Consider the following 24,436-nt stretch of genomic DNA (forward strand, 5'->3'; position numbering starts at 1 on the left):
TTTAAAATTGTGTGTCTAAAAGCCTTTTTGTCATACAGTAAATTAAATTCATAATGTTTTTCTATCCAAATAAGCACTTTTATTACAACCTCTAGTAATTGTTAATTATTGTTTTTCGAATACACTACTACTCTGCTTTAAAACTATTAAATTTATTCATAGCACTTTCTGGACTCTCATTAATTATGGTACTTGTAGCTTCTACTGCAGAATTAAGTACTTTTTCTTCAATTTCTCTATCCCCCTTAGAAAACTTGCCAAGAACATGAGATACCATATCCTTTTCCGCCTTGCCAACTCCTAATTTCAGTCTTACAAATTCTTCTGTGCCAAGGTGGTATATTATACTCTTGATACCATTATGCCCACCTGAACTTCCTTTTAATCTAATTCTTATTCTTCCCACTTCTAAATCTACATCATCATGTATTATTATAATATTTTTAATATCAATTTTATAAAAATTGACTATCTCCCTTACGCTTTCACCACTTGAATTCATGTAAGTTAAAGGTTTTAGTAATATAACCTTTTCACCTTCTATACTGCCTTCTCCATACATTCCTTTAAATTTTATCCGATTTATATCAATATTATACTTATGACTTATCTTATCTACAGCATCAAATCCTATATTATGACGTGTATTTTCATATTCTTTTCCTGGATTACCTAGTCCAACTATTAGAAACATCTTATCTTTCCTCCACTAATAAAATAATACAATAATTATATATTATACTATAAAGGCTAAATAATAAAGAGACTTTAAAGTCTCTTTATTATTATTATATCCATTTCGTGTTTTAATAATTATTTATTAGTTTCTTTCATTTCCGATAGTTTTATCTTAACCTGTATTGTGGACCCATCTCTCCATATTTTACATGGTACAGAATCGCCAATTTTATGCTTATCTAATACAGCTGCTAAGTCTTCAAAACTTGTTACCTTAGCATTATCTACTTCTGTTATTATATCTGTTGGTTTTACACCAGCAATTGCTGCCCCTGAACCTGGTACAACTTCATTTACATAAAACCCTTGTATTTTTCCATCCCTAGAGCTAACAGATTGACCTAAAACTCCTAAAGCAGGTCTTTTCACTTTGCCATAATTCATAAGAGAATCTATAATCCCTTTAGCTTCATTTATGGTGATGGCAAATCCCATCCCCTCAGCATTAGCTTCAGAACCTATTTTCAAGCTATTAATTCCTATTACCTCACCATTTTCATTACATAGCGCTCCTCCACTATTGCCTGGATTTATAGCTGCATCTGTTTGTATAACGTTATATATAGATCCTTCATACTGCATCTTTCTATTCACTGCACTTACTATTCCAGCAGTAACTGACCCTGCAAATTCCTCTCCAAGCGGATTTCCTATAGCTATAGCCATGTCTCCAACCCTAACTTTAGAAGAATCCCCAAGTTTCGCTGTTGGTAGATTATTTGCATTTATTTTAATAACCGCTAAGTCGGATCTTGCATCATAACCTATAAGCTTTGCTTCGAAAACTTTCCCACTTGATAGTTTTACATAAACCTTGGAAGCTCCTTGTATAACATGGTAATTAGTTACTATATATCCATTAGGATCGAATATAATTCCAGAGCCGCTTCCTTTATTTACCGTTCCCCAGAAATCCTCTCCCTTATTATTTATTCCTACTACCGCAGGTCCTACCGCTTCTGCTACTTTATTAATAGCATTCTTAGGGGACTCCGCTGAAGATGTATTATTCTGAGATAAGTTACTGCTTTGATAATTATTTGTATTAGACTTGTTATACTTTTTTATTACATAGGCTCCTGATAGTCCTCCAGTAATAGCTGCTATAAGTATAAATGCTACAACTTTAAAGAATCCTCTTATACTTATTGGTCTTTTATTTTTTCTAAATTTTATATTGGCATCTTCAGAACCTATACTTTCCCATCTTACATCCTTTACTTCATTAGATTTGAACTCATCCATATGCCAACACCTCCTTAACTTATATAAAGATTATATACCATTAAATTTGCATAGTTGTGAACAAAATGTAATCAATTATTTACTATTCTTTATATTTTTTTTAAAGTAAAAGTGAACATAACTCCCTGCTGTTTATTTTCTACCCATATGTCCTCTCCTAATTGTGTTAGTATACTTCTTACAATGGAAAGTCCAAGTCCCGTACTTACCTTAGATGACCTTGCCTTATCAGCTTTATAAAATCTAGACCAAATATGTTTCATATCCTCTTCACTTATATTTGCTCCGCTATTGTATACTGAAACATAAACTTTACTTCCCTTTACCTTTGTTTTTACTTCTATATTTTCGCCTTCATCGCTATATTTTATAGCATTATCAATAAGATTAGTTACCACTTGTATCAATCTATCCTTGTCTCCTACTACATATAAATCATCATCTTGTAAGCAAACATCCGCCTTTAATTTCTTTTCTTTTATCTTCTGTTCAAATTTAATTACAGTTAGTCTTATGATTTCGTTTATATTTACTTCTTCAATTCTCAGCTTTAACTGCCCCGCTTCAATAGCAGATAAATCTAAAAGATCATTAACTAATCTGGTCAGTCTTTGAGTTTCATCATATGCCAAGGACAAATAATACTGTTCTTTTTCTTTTGGAATAACTCCATCTAATATTCCACTTATAAATCCTTTTATTGAAGTCAAAGGAGACCTAATTTCATGAGACACATTTGAAATAAATTGTCTTCTATTTTCTTCTATCTTTTCTAAGGATTCCGCCATTAAATTGAATGACTTGGCAAGCTCCCCTATTTCATCATTGGACTGAATATAAACCCTCTTATCTACTTCTCCCTTTGATATCTTATCTGCAACGCAATTAATTTTCCCTAAGGGTTTTATCATTATTTTCTGAGAAAAGTAATAAACTACAAAGAAAGATGAAATAATTGCTAATGCAGCGGAAATCCAAATAATATCATAAACTTTTTTTAAAGGTTCCCGTATTTCATCCAAAGAAGTGTGCATTATTATGGCACCTTTAAACATATCATTGGAGAAAATAGGTACTACAAAAGTATGTACAGGTGCTGTAAATATGTCACCATATACACCTCTTTTCTCTATATCTTTACCCTTCCTAAGTTCTTCTAGATCATCAGTTAAAACTTGTTTTCCTATTAAATCCTTATACTTATTATTAGATACTGCATAAACAATACCATACTTATCTGCTATCCAAATATTAGTTGATAAGTAGTTTCCTATACCAGATAATATTTCTGCAACCCTCTCATTAGATATATCTCCATCTAAATATTTTACAGCTGCTGCCCTTATAAACTCTGATTCATTTAGCAGTTGCTCTTTCCTTTGGTCAAAATAATATCCTTCAAACCAATAAGAGAGTACTGCAGCTGTTATAACAAAGCTTACTGTTATAATTGCTGTAAAGGTTGCTATGGTTTTTGAGAATAAACCTTTTTTCATTATTTATTTCACCTCAAATTTGTAGCCAACACCCCAAACTGTTTCTATTTGCCAATTAACCCCTCTTTCTAACTTTTCTCTTAATCTTTTTATATGAACATCTACCGTTCTTGAATCCCCCGGATAATCATATCCCCAGACTTCGCATAATAGCTGTTCCCTAGTAAATACTCTATTTTTATTACTTGCTAAATAATAAAGAAGTTCAAATTCCTTTGGGGGCATTTTTATCTCTTGATCATTGTAAATTACAGTATAAGAATTTATATCTATAACTAAGTCTTCAAATTTTAGAATTTCTTTATTATCATTATCTGTATTGTATCTTCTTAAAACCGCTTTTACTCTTGCAAGTAATTCTTTTGGTTCGAAAGGCTTTACTATATAGTCATCAGCACCTAGCTCCAATCCTAGTACCTTGTCAAAAGTTTCTCCTTTTGCTGTTAGCATTATAACCGGAGTTCCATGATCTTTTCTTATCCATTTAAGCACATCTATACCATCTATATGAGGTAGCATTATATCTAAAAGCACTAAGTCTGGCTTATAATCTGAAAAGACCTCCTGAGCCTCTTTCCCATCATTGCTGACCCTAGTAGCATAACCAGCGCTCTCCAAATACATTTTTATTACTTCGCATATATTCTCATCATCATCCACTATTAATATTTTGCCTATTTTACCTTCCATTTTTATATTCCTCCTTCTTGTTATACAAATTAGATTTTAACAGCATTCATATCTAATTTATCATATATTATCATTACTTTAATAGTATATTCTTAAAATGTTACAAATTATTTACTATTTTATGCAATTCCATATCTTTCTTAATAAAAAAAGCATGAAAGATTTTAATTCCTTCATGCCCATGTATTATTAATCAAATAGTTTACTTACGGATATTTCCTCATATATTCTTCTTATGGCTTCTGCAAACACAGGAGCTACGGATAATATTTTAAATTTATCACTATTTTTGTTTTCTGGTAAATCAATTGTATTTAGCATAATAAGTTTTTTTATTACTGATTCATTAATTCTTTCTATAGCTGGTCCAGATAAAACCGCATGTGTACAACAAGCATATACGTCTTTAGCTCCCATTTTCACTAATGCATTAGCACCATTTGTTATGGTTCCTGCTGTGTCTATCATATCATCAATTAGTATACAAGTTTTATCTTTTATATCCCCTATAACGTGCATGATTTCTGAAACATTTGGCTTTGGTCTTCTCTTATCAATAATAGCTATTGGTGCATGAATTCTATCTGCAAACTTTCTAGCTCTTGTAACACTTCCAAGGTCTGGTGATACTACTACTACATCATCCCTCTGATCAAAACCGTTTTGAGCAAAATATTTGCCTAATATAGGTACTCCTAGTAAATGATCTACTGGGATGTCAAAATATCCTTGAATTTGGGCAGCATGTAAATCCATAGTCAAAATTCTGTCAGCACCTGCTGCTGTTAAAAGATCTGCAACTAATTTAGCAGTAATTGGATCTCTTGCTTTTGCCTTTCTATCCTGTCTCGCATATCCATAGTAAGGAATTACTGCAGTTATTCTTCCTGCTGATGCTCTCTTAAATGCATCTATCATTATAAGCAATTCCATTAAATTGTCATTAACGGGTTCATTGGTTGATTGGATTATAAATGCATCTATTCCTCTTACAGTTTCATTGATATCTACACATATTTCTCCATCACTAAACCTACCTACTTTTGAATCTCCTAATGGCACCTCTAATATGTCTGCTATGTCTTGAGCCAGCTTTTGATTTGCATTACCACTAAAAATTTTGATACTTTTTCCATGGCTTATCATTAAAATGAACCTCCTTGGTACTATTTTTTTAACTCTCTTTTTGTTACCCATTCTTCTTTATTTATTTGCCTTGCCCTTGCTATTGCTAAAGAATTCCCAGGAACCTCTTCTGTAATAGTAGATCCCGCTGCTATATATGAATTATCATTAACCTTTACAGGAGAAATTAAGTTTGTGTTACAACCTATAAAAACATTATTACCAACAATAGTTTTATGTTTTACCTTTCCGTCATAATTAACCACTACAGTTCCACAACCAAAATTGCATTTTTCTCCTACTTCTGCATCTCCTATATAAGTTAAATGTGATACTTTTGTATTATTTCCAATAACAGATTTCTTAACTTCTACAAAGTCTCCTATTCTTACTGACTCCCCTATTATGCTTTCAGGTCTTATATAAGCAAATGGACCTACTGTAGTATTTTCACCTATACGACTTTCCAATATAACCGAACTTTGTATTGTAACCCCTTTTTCAATAACACTATCCTCTATCCTTGAGTTAGGATACAAAATACAGTTTTCCCCAATAACTGTTTTTCCTTCTATTATGTTGCCAGGATATATTATTGTATCTCTTCCTATTTCTACTTCTGAATTAATATATGTGTTTTCTGGATCTAATAGTGTAACACCATTTTCCATATGGTAGTTGTTTATTCTTCTTCTCATAACTTTTCCCACATCAGCTAATTGAAGTCTAGAATTAACTCCCATAGTTTCTTCAAATTCCACTGGAATAGCTCCAATTTTTTGCCCATTACTTTTTAATATTTCAATTACATCTGTTAAATAATATTCTCCCTGAGCATTACCATTAGATAATTTATCAATGCTATTTAAAAGAGCTTCTATATCAAAGCAATACATACCAGCATTGATTTCATTAATTCTTAATTCTTCTTCTGTGCAATCTTTATGTTCTATTATTTTATTTACTTCTCCGTTATTTTTTCTTATTACTCTTCCGTATCCATATGGATTTTGCACTATTGAAGTGAGCATTGTACCTTTATAACCATTGCTTTCATGGAAAGATATTAATTTTTTTACTGTGTCTGCAGTTATCAAAGGTGCATCTCCAGTAAATACTGCAACTGTTCCTTTTTTCCCAAGTAAAAATTCTTTTGCACATTTAACTGCATGCCCTGTCCCTAACTGTTTTTCTTGAAATGAATATGATACTTTTCTAGAATGTGTGCTTTCTTTTACTTTTTCTGCCCCTCTACCAACGATTACATTTATATCCTCAATACCAGCTTCACGCAAAGTATCAATGACATGATTAACCATTTCCTTGCCACATACCTTATGGAGAACCTTTGGTGTAGCAGACTTCATTCTTTTTCCTTCACCGGCTGCTAATAATACAGCACAATTATACATTTTACCACCTCTTTATGGGCATATATTTACATAATTCTGCTTTTGATTTTCAAATCATCCTATAATATTATATTTTATATGTATAATATTTGCAACCTAATCCTTCATTTTCAGAAAATTTTTCAAATATAAAAAGGAGTATTGCTACTCCTTTTTATTGCTCTGGATTTTGTTCTACTACTTCATCTTTTACTTTTTCATACTCATCCAAAATAGCTTTTTGTATTTTTTCTCTTGTCTGAGTATTTATTGGATGAGCTATGTCTTTAAACTCTCCATCGGGAGTTTTTCTACTTGGCATAGCTATAAATAGGCCATTCTGTCCTTCTATCACCTTTATGTCATGAACAACAAATTCATTATCAAAGGTTACTGAAACAATGGCTTTCATCTTTCCCTCAGCAGCAATCTTTCTAACCCTTACATCTGTTATTTCCATATTAATCCACCTCCAAGATGCTTATGTACTATAATATTCTCTACGTTTTCTATTTTTCCTTCTTTATTTCAAAAAAAATATTAAATTTTTTGAAAATTTTATACTTTGTTCTTTTTAGATGGATGTAGAACAGCATTATTTTTTTCATCCAAACCATTAAACTCTATAATAGATACATAATCATTCACTAATTTATGCTTTATATCTATATTGTCTATTAATACTCCTGTGCCTACTAGTTGGCTGTCAAATTCTTTTAAAAGGTCTATTATGCCAAAAGCTGTACCTCCTGCCTTCATAAAGTCATCAATAAATATACAATTACTTCCAGGCTTAATAGCTCTTTTAGGAAGAGACATATTCTGTATTCTATTGGTAGAACCCGACACATAATTTATACTAACAGTTGGTCCCTCAGTAACTTTATTTTCTCTTCTAACAACTACTAATTGCACTCCAAGCATTCTAGCAACTTCATAGGCCAATGGAATGCCTTTAGTTTCAACTGTTACCACATAATCAACATCTAACTTATTAAAAGCCGAAGCCAGTATAGTGCCTGCCTTATGTATTATTTCTGGATTGAACATTAAATCTGTTACGTAGAGAAAGTTCCCTGGTATTATTCTTTCTCTATCTTTTAAAATAATACATAATTCTTCCGCAAATTTTATACTTTCTTCCTTTGATATGCCACATACATATTTCACCCCACCTGCTGCCCCTGAAATTGTTTCTATTTTGCCTATAGAGAGCTTAATTAGAATATCCTTTATTGCAATTAAATCTTCGCTTACAGTAGATTTTGCAGCATTAAACATCTCAGTAAACATATTTAAGTTAATTATTTTATTTGGGCTTTCAACTAAGATTTTGGTTATAGCAGATATTCTTTGGTTTCTAGTAAATTTCTCCATTCAAATCACCTATCTATTAAATTTACGAATTATTTTATCACTAAATAATCTTATTATTCATATTCTATTCTAAAACATAATTATAATCAATACTTAGTAAAAAATATAATATAAATAATATAAAAGTGTTTTTTTGCTTATTTTTTGTATATAATTATTAAATGGAGCTAATTTATAAGGAGTTGATTATATTGTCATTTGATTTTATAAAAAATAAAAATAAAAAAATACATTTTATTGGCATAGGCGGAATAAGTATGAGCGGCCTAGCTGAAATTTTATTAGAAAAAGGTTATAAAGTATCTGGCTCTGATATGAATGAATCTTCAATGACTAATAAACTTTCAGCAATGGGCGCCGAGATTTACATTGGTCACAAAGGTGAAAACATAAATGATGTGGGCTTAATAGTTTATACTGCTGCTATACCAAAGGATAATCCTGAACTTATTAGAGCTTTAGAATTAAATATTCCAATTATGAATAGAGCAGATTTTCTTGGACAATTAATGAAAGGTCATAAATATAATGTAGCAATTTCAGGCACCCATGGTAAAACTACTACTACCTCCATGGTTTCTCATATAACTATAAAGGCAAATCTTGACCCCACTATTTTAGTAGGCGGAGAACTTGATATTATACATGGTAATGTGAGAACTGGGAAAAGTGAATATTTTATAACAGAGGCTTGTGAATATAAGGCTTCCTTTCTTAGATTCTTCCCTTATATAGGTGTTATACTAAATATAGATGCAGATCATTTAGACTATTATAAGGATATTGAGGATATACAAAATACCTTTATAAAATTTGCACAAATTATCCCTAAGGATGGATATTTAATTGCCTACTGTGAAGATGAAAGAATGGCTAAGGTTTTATCACAAGCTAATTGTAATATAGTAACCTATGGTTTAAATCATGGTGATATAAGAGCTGAAAACATAACTTTTGACGAAAAAGGCTGTCCTTCTTTTGATGTACTAAAAAACAACAAAAAAGTATTTTCTGTAAAGCTTAATGTCCCCGGCAAACACAACATATTAAATGCATTAGCTAGCATTAGTATTGCTTTAGTACTTAACATAAAAGAAGAATTTATTATAGAAGGACTCGAAAGCTTTTATGGAACTCATAGAAGATTTGAGATTAAAGGCGTAAAAAATGGGATTACAGTTGTAGATGATTACGCTCATCATCCTACTGAAATAAAAGCAACTCTTAATGCTGCACAAAATTATCCGCATAACAGAATATTTTGTGTATTTCAGCCACACACATATACAAGGACTTATGCTTTGTTTAATGAATTCACAAAGTGCTTTGATGATGCAGATAAATTAATACTTGCTGATATATATGCTGCAAGAGAAAAGGATACAGGATTAATAAGCTCCGATGTTCTAGGTGATAAGCTAAGGGAAAAGAACATAGATTGCATAAATCTTCATAGCTTTGAGGCCATAGTTAACCATCTTAAAGGCGAACTAAAGCCCGGAGACTTACTGTTAACGCTTGGTGCTGGAGATGTATATAAAGTAGGAGAAATGTTTATTAATGAATAATATATATATTAATTTTTTATAATTATTGGTGTAAAACACCTTCAATATGGTAACACTAAATATAAGCTTTATTGGAGGTGTTTTTGTGAGAAATTTTTTAATTTCAGCAATAGTAAACATCATATTAATTTTTGCATCCTATTTTGTATTTAAGAATGTTATAAGTGGCACTACAAGGCATAGGTTATACGAAAGTTTTTTTGGCTCTTTAGCAAAATTTATAATATATCTTTTTATTATTACAGTTCTTATAACTGGTTTGACAGCATTTATATTATATAGAACTAGATATATAGCCTATGTAAATGTAGTTGCTCCAGCCATAGTATCCATATTAGTGGGTTTTATAATGTCTACTGTTCCTACAAGAGGCGCCGGCGATAAAAACAAAGGCAGAAATAAGGGGTAACCATTTAACCATGCGTTAACCCCATTTTTCTTTTATTAAATTAAAATTCCTATTGATTTTTCCTAGTAAATAAATTATAATTATATTTGTCTACCGGGGTGTGGCGCAGATGGGAGCGCGCGTGGTTTGGGACCATGAGGTCGCAGGTTCAATCCCTGTCACCCCGACCAAGAGTTACTATATAGTAACTCTTTTTTTATAATTAATTTTAAACTAATATTATCCTTTCTATTGAATTTATTTATAACATTTTGTATAATAATGGTAGCGGGGTATAGCGCAGATGGAAGCGCGCGTGGTTCGGGACCATGAGGTCGCAGGTTCAATCCCTGTTACCCCGACCAAAATACTTGAATAGTTTTTATAATTTTATTGCACAATAAGGTGAATGAGTTATACATTTACCTTATTTATTTTTATGATATAATAGCAATAATTATTAACTATAGACTAAAAGAGGAGTTGACATATCATGAGAGATATTTATAGGGACATATTTAAAGATCTTGTAAAAGCTTATTATGAAGGTAACTTTTCTGCAAAAGTGGAAGATTTATTTTCTCATGAGAAATTTGACAAAAATAAGCTTGCCTATGTTGTTTCTTGCCTTTGCGGAGTAGAAGTTGACTTCAATGAAAATTTTATAAAAAATTTAGAAGAGGCTATAAAAAATTATAATCCTGCACACAAAGTTGTTAGCAAATTCAGTAGTTGTTCAGGCAGTTGTTTAAAAGAGTCAGGAGAAACTCTTTGCCAAAAATCCTGTCCAATTAACGCTATTCTTAGAATACCAGAGGATAATCATGTCTATATTAATGATGAATTATGCTTAGATTGTGGTATGTGCATTGAAAGTTGTCCAAATGGTGGAATTCTAGATAAAGTTGAATTTTTACCTCTTTTAGATCTGTTAAAAAGTAAATCCACTGTTATTGCTGCTGTGGCGCCTGCAATAGTTGGTCAATTCGGAGAAAATGTAACCATAAATCAATTAAGAACTGCTTTTAAAAAATTAGGTTTTGCAGATATGGTGGAAGTAGCATTTTTCGCTGATATGCTAACTCTAAAAGAAGCCGTTGAATACGATAACTTTGTAAAAAATGAACGGGATTTTATGATAACCTCCTGTTGTTGTCCTATGTGGGTTGGTATGCTGAAAAGAGTATATGATGATCTTGTAAAATATGTATCTCCATCAGTATCACCAATGATAGCTTCTGGAAGAGTATTAAAAACCCTTAATCCTAATTGTAAAGTTGTGTTTATAGGCCCTTGCATAGCAAAAAAAGGTGAATCCAAGGAAAAAGATCTATTAGGTGACATAGATTTCGTTCTTACTTTTACAGAAGTTAAAGATATATTTGATTCTTTAGGTATTATTCCAGGAAAATTAGAAGAGGATTTATCTTCAGAATATGCTTCTAAAGGTGGAAGACTATATGGTAGAACAGGCGGAGTTTCTATAGCAGTAGGCGATGCTATAGAAAGACTATTTCCAAGCAAATACAAACTATTAAAAACTGCTCAGGCTCATGGAGTTAGAGAGTGTAAAGATATATTAGAAAAAATAAAAAGTAGAGAAGTCTCTGCTAATTTTATAGAAGGAATGGGTTGCATAGGTGGTTGTGTTGGGGGGCCTAAGGCTATTTTAAAAAAAGAGCTAGGTAAAGAAGCTATAGATAGCTTTGCGGATAAATCTGAAATAAAAGTTTCTGTAGATAGTAATTGCATGAAAGAAGTATTATCACAACTTCAAATAAATTCTATTGAGGATTTTAAGGATAAAAATAAAATTGAAATATTTGAGAGAGAATTTTAAAAAAGTGCAGCGCACTTTTTTAGTTGGCAGTTGACAGAGGACAATTGACAGTTAAGGAGGCTTTTCTTACGTTTACACTACAGAAAAGCTTTGAATAAATTCTTCTAATATTAACCATGCAGTCTATCGATTATTTTTCTTATATCTAAATTATGCAATTTACTATAATCAAAAAAGTTAATTTCTAAGTCCCTTCGGGCCACGCAAAGCGTGCTATTTAGTGAACTTATTAAATTAAAAATTTTTCGTAATGACAATGGAGAAAAATTATCCTTAACTGTCCACTGTCAATTGTCAATTGTCAACTGAAAAAATTGGTCACAATTTTTTAGAGAAAGGATTGTATAGATATATGTTTAAAGATATAAAAGCAGCTATATTCGATATGGATGGGACTCTTATAGACTCCATGTGGGTTTGGAAAACTGTAGATATTGAATATTTAATGAAAAGGAATATTACTCCTCCAGATGATCTTAGGGAAAATATAGAGCATTTAAGTTTTAGTGAAACCGCTAAATATTTTAAAGAAAGATTTAACCTAAATGAAAGCATAGAAGCAATTATTGCAGAATGGAATGATATAGCTTTAAAGGAGTATACTAACAATGTAAAATTAAAACCTGGTGCAAAGGAATTTTTAACTTTACTTAAATCTAATGAAATAAAAATTGGACTAGCTACTAGTAATTGTGACATGCTATTAGAAGTAGCTTTAAAAAATAATAATATATATGATTATTTTGATTGCATTACTACTACTAATGAAGTTAATAGAGGTAAAAACTTCCCTGATGTTTATTTATTATGCGCTGAAAAATTAGAAGTAGCCCCGACGAAATGTATTGTTTTCGAAGACATACTTCCAGCAGTAATTGGTGCAAAAGCTGCAGGTATGAAAGTTATTGGTGTTCACGATTTATATTCCGAAAATCAAAAGGAAGATATTATGCGCCTAGCAGATTTATATATTTTTCAATACAATGAATTAACTAAAGCAGTTTAATATTAAATTTTAACAACTTTATATGAATTATGAATAAATATAGTAGTAATATAATTTCTTGGAGGCGGTTCCCTTGATGCTGTTTTTATTTATAGTTCTTCTGTGCGTTACTATTTATATTCTCTATTACTATAACAGCAAGTTGTCATTACAAAAGAGGCAATTTATAATCGTAAAAAAACAATACGATGATCTGAAAAACAAGGCTAATAAAAAAAATAACTTATCAGATACCATAATAATAAAATATATAACTCCTCAATATACTTCAGCTGTAATTAAATTTAAGTGTAATTTATATCTCTATCCCTTAGCCGACGCTGTAGTACTCATAAGTTTAGAAAAAGATTCCTTTGTTCAAGTGCAGGATTGTGCTAAAGTAAACAATACGCTTTGGTTTGAAGTTTCCATACCTTCTTCAAATAGAATAAATTCAAAGGGCTGGATTGAAGGTGTTAATATTCAATGGGTTATTGATGAAAATGAATCCAATATAAAAGTGCAAAGCTCTTTTTTAGATGACAATTGATAGTTATGGATGCTTTTCTTCAGTTATCACTACAAAAGCTTAAATTATAAATAAATAAGAATAAATAAGGAAACCTTACCCATAGGACGAGATTTCCTTATTTATTCTTTATTTTCCACTATTCACTATTACCTATTAACTATTCACTTAAATTATCAAATAATCTTATTCTTCCTTCCTTATATTCAGGAACTCTGCCTATTATATCCCTTTTACAGCAGTATTTCAAATCCTCCTGAAGCTTTAGTTCTTCGATTCTTTTAAAGTGACTTGCAGACTTTATAAATTCTAAATTAGGGCTTTTATTATATAAATAGTGAGCAGTTTTAGCTATGTCAGTAAGTTCAAACTGTTTTTCCTTTAATATACAATCTATAATATATCCGCTGCATATAAAATCATCTATTGAAAATTGTCCATAAGTTCCTGCATTTATTATTACTATATCATTATTTAGCTTTATTAATTTCTCCGCTACAGCCTTAGCATTAATTAGTGCACCTATAAGTATGTTCCTAGCTCCTTCACTACCCTTTATGGCTCGTGTTCCGTTACTTGTAGTTATTACTAATGTTTTGTTTGCTACTACCTGAGAGGTATATTCTAGTGGTGAATTAGAGCAGTCAAAGCCTTCTATTTTCAAGGCTTTTCTTTCTCCACCTAATATATACTTTTCCCTATCTTTATCAGCTATAGATAGTGCTTCTTCTATGGTTACAACAGGTATAACTTCATCACATCCATTATTCATAGCAGTTACTATTACAGATGTAGCCCTAAGCATATCGATTACTACTACAGATTTATCTATTACCTTTTCCTTCTTTATATCATCTGCTGATATTATTAAATCTATTTTCATAATTATTACCCCCATTTTAAGATGAATTATTCAAAAATAAATATACTAATAAGCAAAAATTTATAACAAATCTATGCTTCAATAAATATATTAGCACTTTAAGAATTCTTGTACAAATAAAAATTAATCCAAGGTTAAAATTATACATCCTTGGATTCGTGAACCCACCACCACTTTAGAAGTGGTGGCTTCTTGGGTAATACCTTCTAATGAAGATAAATTTACCAAGCTAACAAGGCAGAACCAGCCTCTTTTATATTCAGTGCTGCATTATAATCCCTATCTATAGTACAGCCACACTTTTCACATTTATATATTCTATCTGATAGCTGTAACTTTTCTTTCATAGTTCCACAATTACTGCGCATTTTGGAAGATGGAAACCACTTATCTATTTTGATAAGTTGCTTTCCTCTATCTTCTAACTTATACTTTAGGAAGTTTCTGAATGTTCCAAAACCATTGTCGGCTAATGATTTACCTAGCTTTAAGCATTGTCCTACTGCCCTCAAGTTTATATCTTCTACTATTATTGCATCATATGCCTTTGCTAGATTATATGCTTTTTTATGAAGCCAATCTTTCCTTTGTTCTGATATTTTGTTTTGTATTTTTGATATTTTCTTTTTTTGTTTAATCCAGTTATTAGATTTTAATACTTTTCTACTTAATTTTTGCTGTTCTTTTTTTAATTTTTCTTCAGTCTTTTTGTAATATTTAGGGTAGTTGGCTTTTCTACCCTGGCTATCTACATAAAAATCATGCTGAGAATAATCTAATCCTAGAATTATTTTTGAAGGAGTTTGTTTTTCCTCAATATAATATTCTACTGTGAAGCTTATATAATATTGATTCCTGCAATTCTTTGATAGCGTAGCACTTTTTATAATGCTGTTTTCAGGTAATTGTCTATGATTAACAAATCTAATAGGCTCCTTTAATTTAGGTATCTTAACATACTTTTCGTCTACTATTAATATAGTGCCATTTTGATTGTTTGTTGTGAAAGAATTTTGATTCTTTCTTTTACTTTTGAAATTTGGAATACCCTTTAAGTCCTTAAATGTTAATTCTTTGCCTAAAGTTTCAACTTGCTTCAATGCTTTTTTTGAGTGTGTTTTACCATCAAATGCACTATTGTATTTTTTTACGGCATCTCTAAAATCAAGCTGTACATTTGCAAAAGCTAATGAATCTATTTCTTTCATATACTCATAATCTTTTTTTATTATTGCTGGTGTTGGCAAGTGTATAGCCTTGTAATCAATTTTTCCGTTAATAAAATTTTTCTCATCAAGTTGTTTATACAGCATATCAACGTATAAGTTATACATTTTTCTACTACAACCAAAAGCTTTCTCTAGGTATACCATTTGTTCTTTATTAGGTTTTAGCCTAAATCTATACCCCTTATTTTTCTTAATCACAGATTTTCACCTCATTTAGTACTTTTCCCCTATATTTAATAATCAATACTAAATGATTAATCGAACCTAAAATAATAAGAGGGCTATCCATCTCCCACCTAAGAGGATAGAAGAATTCCGCCTATTATGTTAAAATGTTTCCCTATATATTATTCTAGTAGGAACTATTTATCTCTTATTTATCTCTTTCCATACAAGAAACCCTATTATAAATACAGTAGCTTCCTTAAAATTTCTAATATCAAAGCCCGTTTCTCTGCATATTTTATCTAATCTATATATTAAAGTATTCCTATGAATGAATAATTTCCTTGCTGTATCACTTATATTAAGATCACACTTAATAAACTCTTCTATTGTAGTTATTATTTCACCATCAAAATTATCAAACTTATGACCGATTTTTTCCATGAGCTCATCCTTTACTTGTGGATTTATATTATACACTATCTTTTCCAATACCATTTTATCATACTGCAAAATAGTATCCTTTAGTGAAAATTTCTCACTTAGGAATAAACTTTCTTTTGCCTCACTATAACACTTCCTTAAATCAGAAACATTATTTATCTTCCCACTAATACTTACTATACATTTACAATATAAATCTGTCTCAATAGAATTTTTTATACTTTCTGCGTGATCTCTTGGTTCATCAAAGCAGCCTACTATTAATATATTATCTGCAAAAGTTGTGCATAATACTTCTTCATTTAAATATAATTCCTTAATTATATTTAATGCCTCTGAGCTATTATCCTCTACCTTCACTAAAAAAATATTGCTATCATTGTATAAAAAGGGTAACAGTTCTTTTATTTTATCCTCTATTACTTCTTTTCCATCTAACAAATCCCATAAAATTTCTTCTTCAGCAGATTTTAATTCTTCAAATTTATTTTCTATAGAGAACTTTAAGAGGAGTGTACAATTTTTGTATTCAAAGGGTATATACATATTAGCCAATTCATTTCCTAAATTAACCTGTAAACATAAGCTCTCTTTGTCCATTGATAGGCTATCATATATGCACTCCCCATTTTCCCATACCAATTTAAAGTTAATTTTAGATTTCTTGTTTAATTCCTTTAAATATTTTAAAAAATTGTACAACAGCAATTCCCCCTATAATATTGTAATCTCACTTTCCTTATCAAATAGATGTATCTTATTCCAATCCATTGCTATTCTTAATCTATCTCCTGCTTTTGCTTTAGACGTTCCATTAACTCTTGCAATTAAATTAATGTTGTTCTTTGAAAGATAAATATAAGTTTCTGCCCCCATAAGTTCTGTTACTTCTACATTTGCCTCTAAGGAAGCTTCCTTATATTGATCTATAAATTCATCTTTATCATAAATATTTTCAGGCCTTATACCCATTACTATGTCTTTTCCTAAATATCCTTTTTCCTTGGCTATCTTTGCCTTATCCCCCGGTAGTAATATGGAGTCCTCTCCAAATACAATATAGGTCTTTTCATTTTTTTCTTCTAATTTTGAATCTATAAAATTCATCTGAGGACTTCCTATGAATCCTGCTACAAACATGTTAGCTGGATAGGCATATATTTGCTGAGGCGTGTCCACTTGTTGAATTAATCCATCTTTCATAACTACTATTCTTGATCCCATAGTCATAGCTTCAGTTTGATCATGGGTTACATATATAAATGTAGTTTGCAATTTTTTGTGCAGTTTTGATATTTCTGTTCTCATTTGTACTCTAAGTTTTGCATCTAAATTTGACAAAGGTTCATCCATTAAAAATACCTTTGGTTCCCTTACTATAGCTCTTCCTAATGCTACCCTTTGTCTTTGTCCACCTGATAAAGCCTTAGGCTTTCTATCTAGTAAATGTTCTATGTCTAATATTCTTGCTGCTTCTTTAACCTTTTCATCTATTTCGTTCTTTGGTATTTTTCTTAATTTTAATCCAAATGCCATGTTATCATATACAGTCATATGAGGATATAGTGCATAGTTCTGAAAAACCATTGCTATATCTCTATCCTTTGGTGCTATATTATTTACAATATTCCCATCAATATACAATTCCCCCTGACTAATCTCTTCCAAACCAGCTATCATCCTAAGGGTGGTAGATTTACCACATCCTGAAGGTCCTACGAATACAATAAACTCCTTGTCCTCTATATCTAGGTTAAAATCCTTTACTGCAGTTACATTTCCAGGATATACTTTATAAATATGTTTTAATGATAAGCTTGACATTTAACTTTCCCCCTAAATCAATTTTATAATACCATTCTACCATTTTAAGAATTCTATTTCTATTTGCAAAAGTTCCAAAAGCAAGAAAACTAATTTGTACAAAAATACAATCCCTGGTATATATCCCTATCATCAAGCATTTTATCTATAGAATTTAGTATTTCCCACTTCTTCAGACTCCATTGCGGTCCTATTAGAAGATTTCTTGGTGCATCCCCCGTAAGTCTATGGATAACTATATCATCCCTAAGTATCCCTATGGCTTTACATATTATTTCCACATATTCTTCTTGGCTTAAAAACTCAAGCTGACCCTGCTCATATAATTTAACTAAGGGGGTCCCTTTTATAAGGTGTAATAAATGAAATTTTACTCCTTGTATATCCTTTGAAGCCAAATATTTCACAGTACTTAGCATATCCTCTTGTTTTTCTCCTGGTAATCCAAATATGCTATGCACTACTACATCTATGTTTCTGTCTCTTAAATTCTTTAACGCTTTTTCAAAAACCTCTAAATCATAGCCTCTGTTTATTATTTTAGCTGTCCTATCATTAACGGTTTGTAATCCTAATTCTACCCATAAATATGTTTTATTATTTATCTCTTCTAAAAGATCTAGTACATCTTCTCCTAAGCAGTCTGGTCTTGTAGCAATTGCTAAAGCCACTACTCCTTGTTGATTTAATGCTTCCTCATATTTTTCCCTTAATATATCTATTGGTGCATAAGTATTGGTGTAAGCCTGAAAATAGGCTATATACTTACCCTCTTTCCATTTCCTTTGCATAATGGTTTTTATGTGTTCAAACTGTTGGTTTATAGAATAACTTCTGTCTCCGGCAAAATCTCCAGAACCTCTTTCACTGCAGAATATACATCCTCCTGTACTTATTTTTCCATCCCTATTAGGACATGAAAACCCTGCATCTAAGGATATTTTATAAACCTTTGACCCAAACTTTTTTCTTAAAAAATAGTTTAAATTATAATATCTTTTATCTCCCCATTTTTTTGTCATATATAAAAACTCCATTCTTTTTTACAAAAATAATAAACACCCATAAACATTATAGTCTACGGGTATTCCTCTTTCAACATGTGAAATCATCTACATCTTCTTTACCCTAAATTCCTTTAAGTCCATTCTCCATCTTCCTATATATTCTCCTACACTTTTATCAGCTCCAGCTCTAGGAACTACTTCAAAATTTAAAGCTTCTTTATCGAAGGAAGAAAATATTATATCTACTTTATCTATAGGATAATTTTTTTCAAATTCATAGGGAATCATTTCTCCCCCTTCTGAATGATAAAGCCCAATAGATTTGCCATATCCATCTTTACTATATTGAATCAATAAAAATTTTTCATCCCCAGAAAAAACCATATAATCTATTTTAGAATTTTTTAATAGATCCAATGCAGTAAACTCTTTTCCTACAGGTTTTTCTTTTACCAATCCAGTAGCTCCTTTCTCTCCACCAGTTGACCCTCCTTGTTGTGATTGATCATCTTTCTGTCCTCCCTGCACCGCCATGCTCTCATCAATTTTTATAATTCCTGCAAATGAATCCTTTTCATAGGTACTTATTGCTATACTATAGCCACTATATGAAAAAATCATAGGTCCATAATTCTTTTTTGACACTTCTATTTTATCTGTTTTTGCCTTATCATCCTTTGAAAAAGCATAATTAGGTATACCGCCTGGATCAATAAGTAAATTTGTATCTACATTGTTCTTACTTCTTATTCTTAATCTTCCGTTTTTAAGGAATGCTTCCTTATCAATGCTGGTATTAACATCACTTATTTTATAATCTGTATCCTCCTTTATAACCTTTAAAATATATTCTTCTAAAGAAGCATAGGGTTCTGACATATTCATTCTAGCTACCTTTATTCTAAATAGGCCCGACTTGCCAATCTCATTTATCTCTATTATATTATATCCCCTTATTTTTAAAGGCTGTTTATTTATTTTAGGTATATTTTTTGATATTTCTTTTGAATAAAATCTTGATACATTTTGGTAATCTTCTTTCATTAAATAATTCATATAACTATTAACTATATTCTCTGCTGCTTTTATGTCAAAGCTTTTTTCTATTTCTTTTCCTGCACTTTGTTTTTTATTATCTGTTTTGCATGCTGCAAAATTTATGGCTAACAATAATGATATAATATACAAAAAATATTTCTTTCCTCTCACCTTTCATTCCTCCATTCTACATTTAAATATAGTTTCCCACAAAAATAAATTTTTAATTTGTAAAATCATTATTTACAAAATTCTTTATATACTTATAAGAGATAGATTTTTATAAAGAATGAAAGGAGAATAGTTTTGTTTAAAAAAATAGGATTAATTTTTCAAATTTCAGCAGTTTTTATTGGTACAATAGTAGGTGCTGGACTAGCTTCTGGGCAAGAAATTACTCAATTCTTTTCTACATATGGCTATAAAAGTTTTTGTGGAATAATAATTTGCTGCATTATCTATATATTAACAGGATATATAATTACTCATTTAAGTATAAAATATAAACTAAACTCTTATAATGAACTTATTACTCTTGTAAGTCCAGGTTTCCTTGGGAAGGTTACAGATCTAACAACCGGAATGTTTCTAATAAGTAGTTCTGCAATAATTTTAGCTGGAAGCGGTGCTTTAATTCATCAATATTTTAAACTTAATAAATGGGTAGGAATATTGTTAATGGGTATTATGGCACTTATGGTTCTTTTTAGAGATACAAAGGGTCTTATAGAAATAAATTCTTTTATAGTTCCTTCACTAACCATAGTAATTGTTACTTTATTTATTTTCTATATATTCTTTTATGACAATATGAGCTTTTCATATATAAAAACCATACCTTACCATAAAAATAATTGGATCTTTTCTAGCTTTTTATATTGCAGTTTCAATGTTCTTTGCTCTACGGGAGTTATAGTCCCTTTAGCTAAAGAAATACCTAATAAAAAATACATTTTTAGTGGGCTAATATTAGGTTCTATTGGATTAACTGTATTATCCTTAATAATAAATCTACTGCTAATTCTAAACATTCCCTATATTTTTGAATATGAAATTCCCTTGCTATATGTGGCAAATAGGTTTGGAAAAGCAATCCAGATTATGCTGTTAACTATAATTTGGTTCGAAATGTTTTCTACAGAAGTTTCCGATATATTCAGCGTTAGTAAAACTTTAGAGCAAACTTTTAAAATACCTTATAGGGCTGGCTGTATATTGATTTTTCTCATAGCTCTTCCTATATCTCAAGTAGGTTTTGTAAAATTAATTACCTTTTTATATCCTGCTTTTGGAATGATAAGCTTTATATTTATACTACAATGCTTAATATTTTACCTCAAAGATAGGTAGTTTATATTAAATTCATTGAGAAAGACCATTTATAGTTGTATAATTACTTTTTGGAGTTACACAATTATAATTATCCTTTAAACGAATGAGGTGTTATTTTGTTAAGTATGTTGTCCAAATGTGAGTTATGTCCTAAATCTTGCGGAGTAGATAGATTAAAGGATGAGTTAGGTTTTTGCAAGGGAGGCAGAAATGTAAAGGTGGCTAAAGCATGCCTTTATTATTGGGAAGAACCTTGTATTTCTGGCACTAATGGTTCAGGTACTGTATTTTTTTCAAACTGTAATTTGAACTGCGTCTTTTGCCAAAATCACCAAATTAGTCAAGAGAATATTGGTAAAGAAATTTCTATAGAAAGGTTAGCTGAAATATTTTTAGAGCAGCAAACACAAGGCGCTCACAATATAAACTTAGTTACTCCTTCACACTATGTGCCGCAAATCATAGAAGCTTTAAAAATAGCTAAGAGTAAAGGATTAAATCTGCCAATAGTATATAATACAAATAGTTATGAAAATGTTAGCACTATTAAATCGCTAAAGGGCTATGTAGATATATATCTGCCAGATCTGAAATATTATAACAATAGCTACGCTGAAAAATATTCTGGTGCAAAAGGTTATTTTGAATTTGCCTCAAAATCTATAAAAGAAATGGTATCTCAAGTAGGTCCTGCGGAATTTGATAATAATGGTATAATGAAAAAAGGTGTAATAATACGGCATATGATGCTTCCTGGATTATTATTTGATTCAAAAAAAATAGTTGACTATATTTATAATACCTTTGGTAATTCTGTATATATAAGTATTATGAATCAATATACGCCTTTAAACAAAGTAGATAATTTCCCTGAAATAAATAGACCGGTTAATCCTAAACACTATGAGGCTTTTATTGATTATTGTTTATCCATTGGTATTAAAAATGGTTTCATACAAGAAGAAGGAACAGTAAAAGAAAGCTTTATACCAGAATTTAATTTGAAAGGGATCTAAATAAAAGGACTCCATCTTCGGAGCCCTTTTATTATATGATAATTAGATTTTATATTTACCCAATTCATCTTTAAATGATTCAGTTATTTTCTTAAAATCATATATATTGGTTACTAATTTCTTTATTTCATTAGTATAATTTGAAACATTGGCACTTACTTCTTCTGATGAAGCTGAATTCTCTTCTGCACTTGCTGCCAAAGATTCTATATTTTCAAATATGCTTCCTATAGAATCAGTTTCCTTATTTAAATCATTTATAGTAGTAATCATTGATTCAGAAACAGATTGTACTGAAGTAGTAGCCTCATAGCTTATGTCTCTAACATTTTCAAGTTTTTTGGTTTCATTCTCCAGTGCGTCATATTGCCCATCAATTTTATCTGATAATGTTTTTGTTTCTTCTGCAAAGGTTACTAAATTAACATTGATCTCCTGTACAGCACTTTTCGTTTGTTCTGCAAGCTTTCTTACCTCTTCTGCTACTACAGCAAACCCCTTGCCCTGTTCTCCAGCTCGAGCTGCTTCTATAGAAGCATTTAATGCTAAAAGATTTGTTTGTTCTGAAATCTGTGAAACTATAGAAACTATATCGGTTATATCATTAGCTTTATTTTGAAGGCTTAAGCTATTATCCCTTACTTCTTGGAATTTTTCAAGAGAGTTTACTATATTTTTACTAGTATCCTTCACATATTCATAGCTATTATTTATTTTATTTAATGCTTCTTCTAGTTCTGTCTTATTATTATTTTCGCTATTAGCTATATTCTTTAGATTTTCTATATTCTCATTTAAAATAGTAACTGCATGTTCTGTATTCTCTGCTTGACTAACTGCACAATTGCTACCTGCTCCACTACACCTGATATTTCTTCTGATGTATGATTCATTGAATTTGATATTCCATTTATATTGTCTACAAAAGTATTCATTTCATCGGTTACACCTTTAAATCCAACAAAATCTTTTTTAATAACATTTTTATGACCTTTTATTAATCTGAATAACTCCTCGAAGAAATCTCCTGTTGCAATATCACCATCCTCTAGATATTTATTTTCTGTAATCCTCTCTAATTCGGTTTTTATATATTCTTTTGGTCTCATAAGTAATGAGGTTGGTATATATACAATTATGGATGTTACTAATGATGATACAAGGGATTTAATAATGCTGTTTGGCCCTATAATTACAATATTACAAATAAATGATATTAAAAAAGTAAGTATGGCTACTTTCCCACTTATATCCTTTATAAATCCTAAAGACATTAATTTATTAAATTTAAATACTTTTTTGAAATATATATCATTCTCAAATTTCAATTTTAGTTTAAGAGAATTCTCTGTTCTTTCTATTTCCTGTACATCTATATTTTCCTTAAAATATTCCTTGCTGCCATCAGTTAATCCTAAAAAATAATCAAACATTGCCCTATCGGATTTATAGAAAAAAATAGCCTCATTATTTGATATTGGCTCAATTGTTACTAAAGGCGGCTTAGCCCCTGGAAACTTTTTAGTCATAACCACATGTACATCAAACAAAGATCTAAAAAAAGAATATAGATTTTCATGATCGAAAAATGCCGGAAAATCTTTATGAAAGGCAATTATATTATCTTTTCCTATTTTTCTCCAAAGGTCTCCTATACCTATATTTTTTTCTTTTGCTATATATCCTATTACTTCCTTAACCTTTTTGTCATCCACATTTTCCGCGGGAGTAAATATTCTATTGCTATCCCATCCTATAAATTGCATAGCCTTATCTACTGTGTTGTCATCATAAAGTTTCCTACAGGTTCTTATCCATGTAGCAACCACGGTTCCTTTCATATTTTTTTCCTCCTTAATTATACATCTTTTGTTAAAGGTCCTTGCTTCAAACCTTTTTGTTTTATATGAATAAATTTATATTCCTTTATTTTAAAACTTGCTAATATATTTAAATTATACCTCAATAACTATGTTTTTACAAAACATAAATGTTATAAGGTTTGTGTCAAGTTAAAGTGGGCAATTTATTTTTTGAATTTTTCCCATTATAAATTCAGTTGAAAATTTTATCCAATAGGGCTTCGCCCGCGGCCCGAAAGGGCGTACTTATCCCCTTAATTTTTT

General features: G+C 30.5%; 21 protein-coding genes, 2 tRNA genes and 1 pseudogene. 9 read left to right on the top strand and 15 right to left on the bottom strand.

Going from position 1 to position 24,436, the window contains the following annotated elements:
• Positions 1-127: 127 nt before the first annotated feature.
• From pth to purR, 8 genes are all read right to left on the bottom strand, one after another.
• Positions 128-694, bottom strand: coding sequence for an aminoacyl-tRNA hydrolase (gene pth, locus CLLI_RS08275; protein ID WP_106063745.1), 567 nt, complete (start codon positions 692-694; stop codon positions 128-130).
• Between the two features lie 119 nt (positions 695-813).
• The gene (locus tag CLLI_RS08280) at positions 814-1,983 is read right to left on the bottom strand and encodes a S1C family serine protease (protein WP_106063746.1); all 1,170 of its coding nucleotides are present in this window, start codon (positions 1,981-1,983) and stop codon (positions 814-816) included.
• 89 nt (positions 1,984-2,072) lie between these two features.
• Positions 2,073-3,479, bottom strand: coding sequence for a HAMP domain-containing sensor histidine kinase (locus CLLI_RS08285; RefSeq protein ID WP_106063747.1), 1,407 nt, complete (start codon positions 3,477-3,479; stop codon positions 2,073-2,075).
• Between the two features lie 3 nt (positions 3,480-3,482).
• Positions 3,483-4,169: a response regulator transcription factor gene (locus tag CLLI_RS08290; RefSeq protein WP_106063748.1), complete on the bottom strand. Its 687-nt coding sequence runs from the start codon at positions 4,167-4,169 to the stop codon at positions 3,483-3,485.
• A 189-nt stretch (positions 4,170-4,358) separates the two neighbouring features.
• On the bottom strand, positions 4,359-5,315 hold the full coding sequence (locus CLLI_RS08295; protein WP_106063749.1) for a ribose-phosphate diphosphokinase: 957 nt from the start codon (positions 5,313-5,315) through the stop codon (positions 4,359-4,361).
• Positions 5,316-5,335: 20 nt separating this feature from the next.
• Positions 5,336-6,706: a bifunctional UDP-N-acetylglucosamine diphosphorylase/glucosamine-1-phosphate N-acetyltransferase GlmU gene (gene glmU / locus CLLI_RS08300; RefSeq protein WP_106063750.1), complete on the bottom strand. Its 1,371-nt coding sequence runs from the start codon at positions 6,704-6,706 to the stop codon at positions 5,336-5,338.
• Positions 6,707-6,860: 154 nt separating this feature from the next.
• Entirely contained in the window at positions 6,861-7,145 is a 285-nt protein-coding gene (spoVG, locus tag CLLI_RS08305; protein ID WP_106063751.1) for a septation regulator SpoVG, read from the bottom strand.
• 98 nt (positions 7,146-7,243) lie between these two features.
• A complete protein-coding gene (gene purR / locus CLLI_RS08310) occupies positions 7,244-8,062 on the bottom strand; it encodes a pur operon repressor (protein WP_106063752.1) in 819 nt (272 codons plus the stop codon).
• 191 nt (positions 8,063-8,253) lie between these two features.
• Between purR and murC the strand changes: the two genes are divergently transcribed.
• From murC to CLLI_RS08345, 7 genes are all read left to right on the top strand, one after another.
• Positions 8,254-9,630, top strand: a complete 1,377-nt coding sequence (gene murC, locus CLLI_RS08315; protein WP_106063753.1) for a UDP-N-acetylmuramate--L-alanine ligase — start codon at positions 8,254-8,256, stop codon at positions 9,628-9,630.
• 85 nt (positions 9,631-9,715) lie between these two features.
• Complete coding sequence (locus tag CLLI_RS08320; RefSeq protein ID WP_106063754.1) at positions 9,716-10,039, top strand: hypothetical protein; 324 nt, start codon at positions 9,716-9,718, stop codon at positions 10,037-10,039.
• Positions 10,040-10,133: 94 nt separating this feature from the next.
• A tRNA-Pro gene (locus CLLI_RS08325) sits at positions 10,134-10,209 on the top strand.
• 98 nt (positions 10,210-10,307) lie between these two features.
• Positions 10,308-10,383: transfer RNA gene (locus tag CLLI_RS08330), tRNA-Pro, on the top strand.
• A gap of 128 nt (positions 10,384-10,511) precedes the next feature.
• Positions 10,512-11,858, top strand: a complete 1,347-nt coding sequence (locus CLLI_RS08335; protein WP_106063755.1) for a [Fe-Fe] hydrogenase large subunit C-terminal domain-containing protein — start codon at positions 10,512-10,514, stop codon at positions 11,856-11,858.
• 352 nt (positions 11,859-12,210) lie between these two features.
• The gene (locus tag CLLI_RS08340) at positions 12,211-12,864 is read left to right on the top strand and encodes an HAD family hydrolase (RefSeq protein WP_106063756.1); all 654 of its coding nucleotides are present in this window, start codon (positions 12,211-12,213) and stop codon (positions 12,862-12,864) included.
• A gap of 73 nt (positions 12,865-12,937) precedes the next feature.
• Positions 12,938-13,393 carry a hypothetical protein gene (locus CLLI_RS08345; RefSeq protein WP_146127084.1) on the top strand — a complete coding sequence of 152 codons (456 nt, stop codon included), beginning with the start codon at positions 12,938-12,940 and terminating at the stop codon, positions 13,391-13,393.
• Between the two features lie 139 nt (positions 13,394-13,532).
• Here CLLI_RS08345 and CLLI_RS08350 read toward each other — a convergent pair whose 3' ends face one another.
• From CLLI_RS08350 to CLLI_RS08375, 6 genes are all read right to left on the bottom strand, one after another.
• A complete protein-coding gene (locus tag CLLI_RS08350) occupies positions 13,533-14,255 on the bottom strand; it encodes a 2-phosphosulfolactate phosphatase family protein (protein ID WP_106063758.1) in 723 nt (240 codons plus the stop codon).
• A 221-nt stretch (positions 14,256-14,476) separates the two neighbouring features.
• Positions 14,477-15,682, bottom strand: a complete 1,206-nt coding sequence (locus CLLI_RS08355; protein WP_106063759.1) for an RNA-guided endonuclease InsQ/TnpB family protein — start codon at positions 15,680-15,682, stop codon at positions 14,477-14,479.
• A gap of 168 nt (positions 15,683-15,850) precedes the next feature.
• On the bottom strand, positions 15,851-16,795 hold the full coding sequence (locus tag CLLI_RS08360; protein ID WP_106063760.1) for a PucR family transcriptional regulator: 945 nt from the start codon (positions 16,793-16,795) through the stop codon (positions 15,851-15,853).
• Between the two features lie 12 nt (positions 16,796-16,807).
• A complete protein-coding gene (locus CLLI_RS08365; protein WP_106063761.1) occupies positions 16,808-17,917 on the bottom strand; it encodes an ABC transporter ATP-binding protein in 1,110 nt (369 codons plus the stop codon).
• A gap of 89 nt (positions 17,918-18,006) precedes the next feature.
• Positions 18,007-18,939 (bottom strand): tRNA modification radical SAM protein MnmL/YtqA, encoded by a 933-nt coding sequence (gene mnmL, locus CLLI_RS08370; protein WP_106063762.1) that lies wholly within the window; start codon positions 18,937-18,939, stop codon positions 18,007-18,009.
• A gap of 90 nt (positions 18,940-19,029) precedes the next feature.
• On the bottom strand, positions 19,030-20,133 hold the full coding sequence (locus CLLI_RS08375) for a hypothetical protein (protein ID WP_106063763.1): 1,104 nt from the start codon (positions 20,131-20,133) through the stop codon (positions 19,030-19,032).
• A gap of 135 nt (positions 20,134-20,268) precedes the next feature.
• On the opposite strand from CLLI_RS08375, the gene CLLI_RS08380 reads away from it, so the two are divergent.
• Positions 20,269-21,312: a YkvI family membrane protein gene (locus CLLI_RS08380; protein ID WP_106063764.1), complete on the top strand. Its 1,044-nt coding sequence runs from the start codon at positions 20,269-20,271 to the stop codon at positions 21,310-21,312.
• 107 nt (positions 21,313-21,419) lie between these two features.
• Positions 21,420-22,310, top strand: coding sequence for a radical SAM protein (locus CLLI_RS08385; protein WP_106063765.1), 891 nt, complete (start codon positions 21,420-21,422; stop codon positions 22,308-22,310).
• A gap of 42 nt (positions 22,311-22,352) precedes the next feature.
• On the opposite strand, the pseudogene CLLI_RS14515 reads toward CLLI_RS08385, so the two are convergent.
• Positions 22,353-24,151: pseudogene (locus CLLI_RS14515) on the bottom strand (heme NO-binding domain-containing protein).
• Positions 24,152-24,436: the final 285 nt, after the last annotated feature.

Source organism: Clostridium liquoris (genome assembly GCF_002995785.1).
In the GTDB taxonomy this organism is placed as follows: Bacteria; Bacillota; Clostridia; order Clostridiales; family Clostridiaceae; genus Clostridium_AO; species Clostridium_AO liquoris.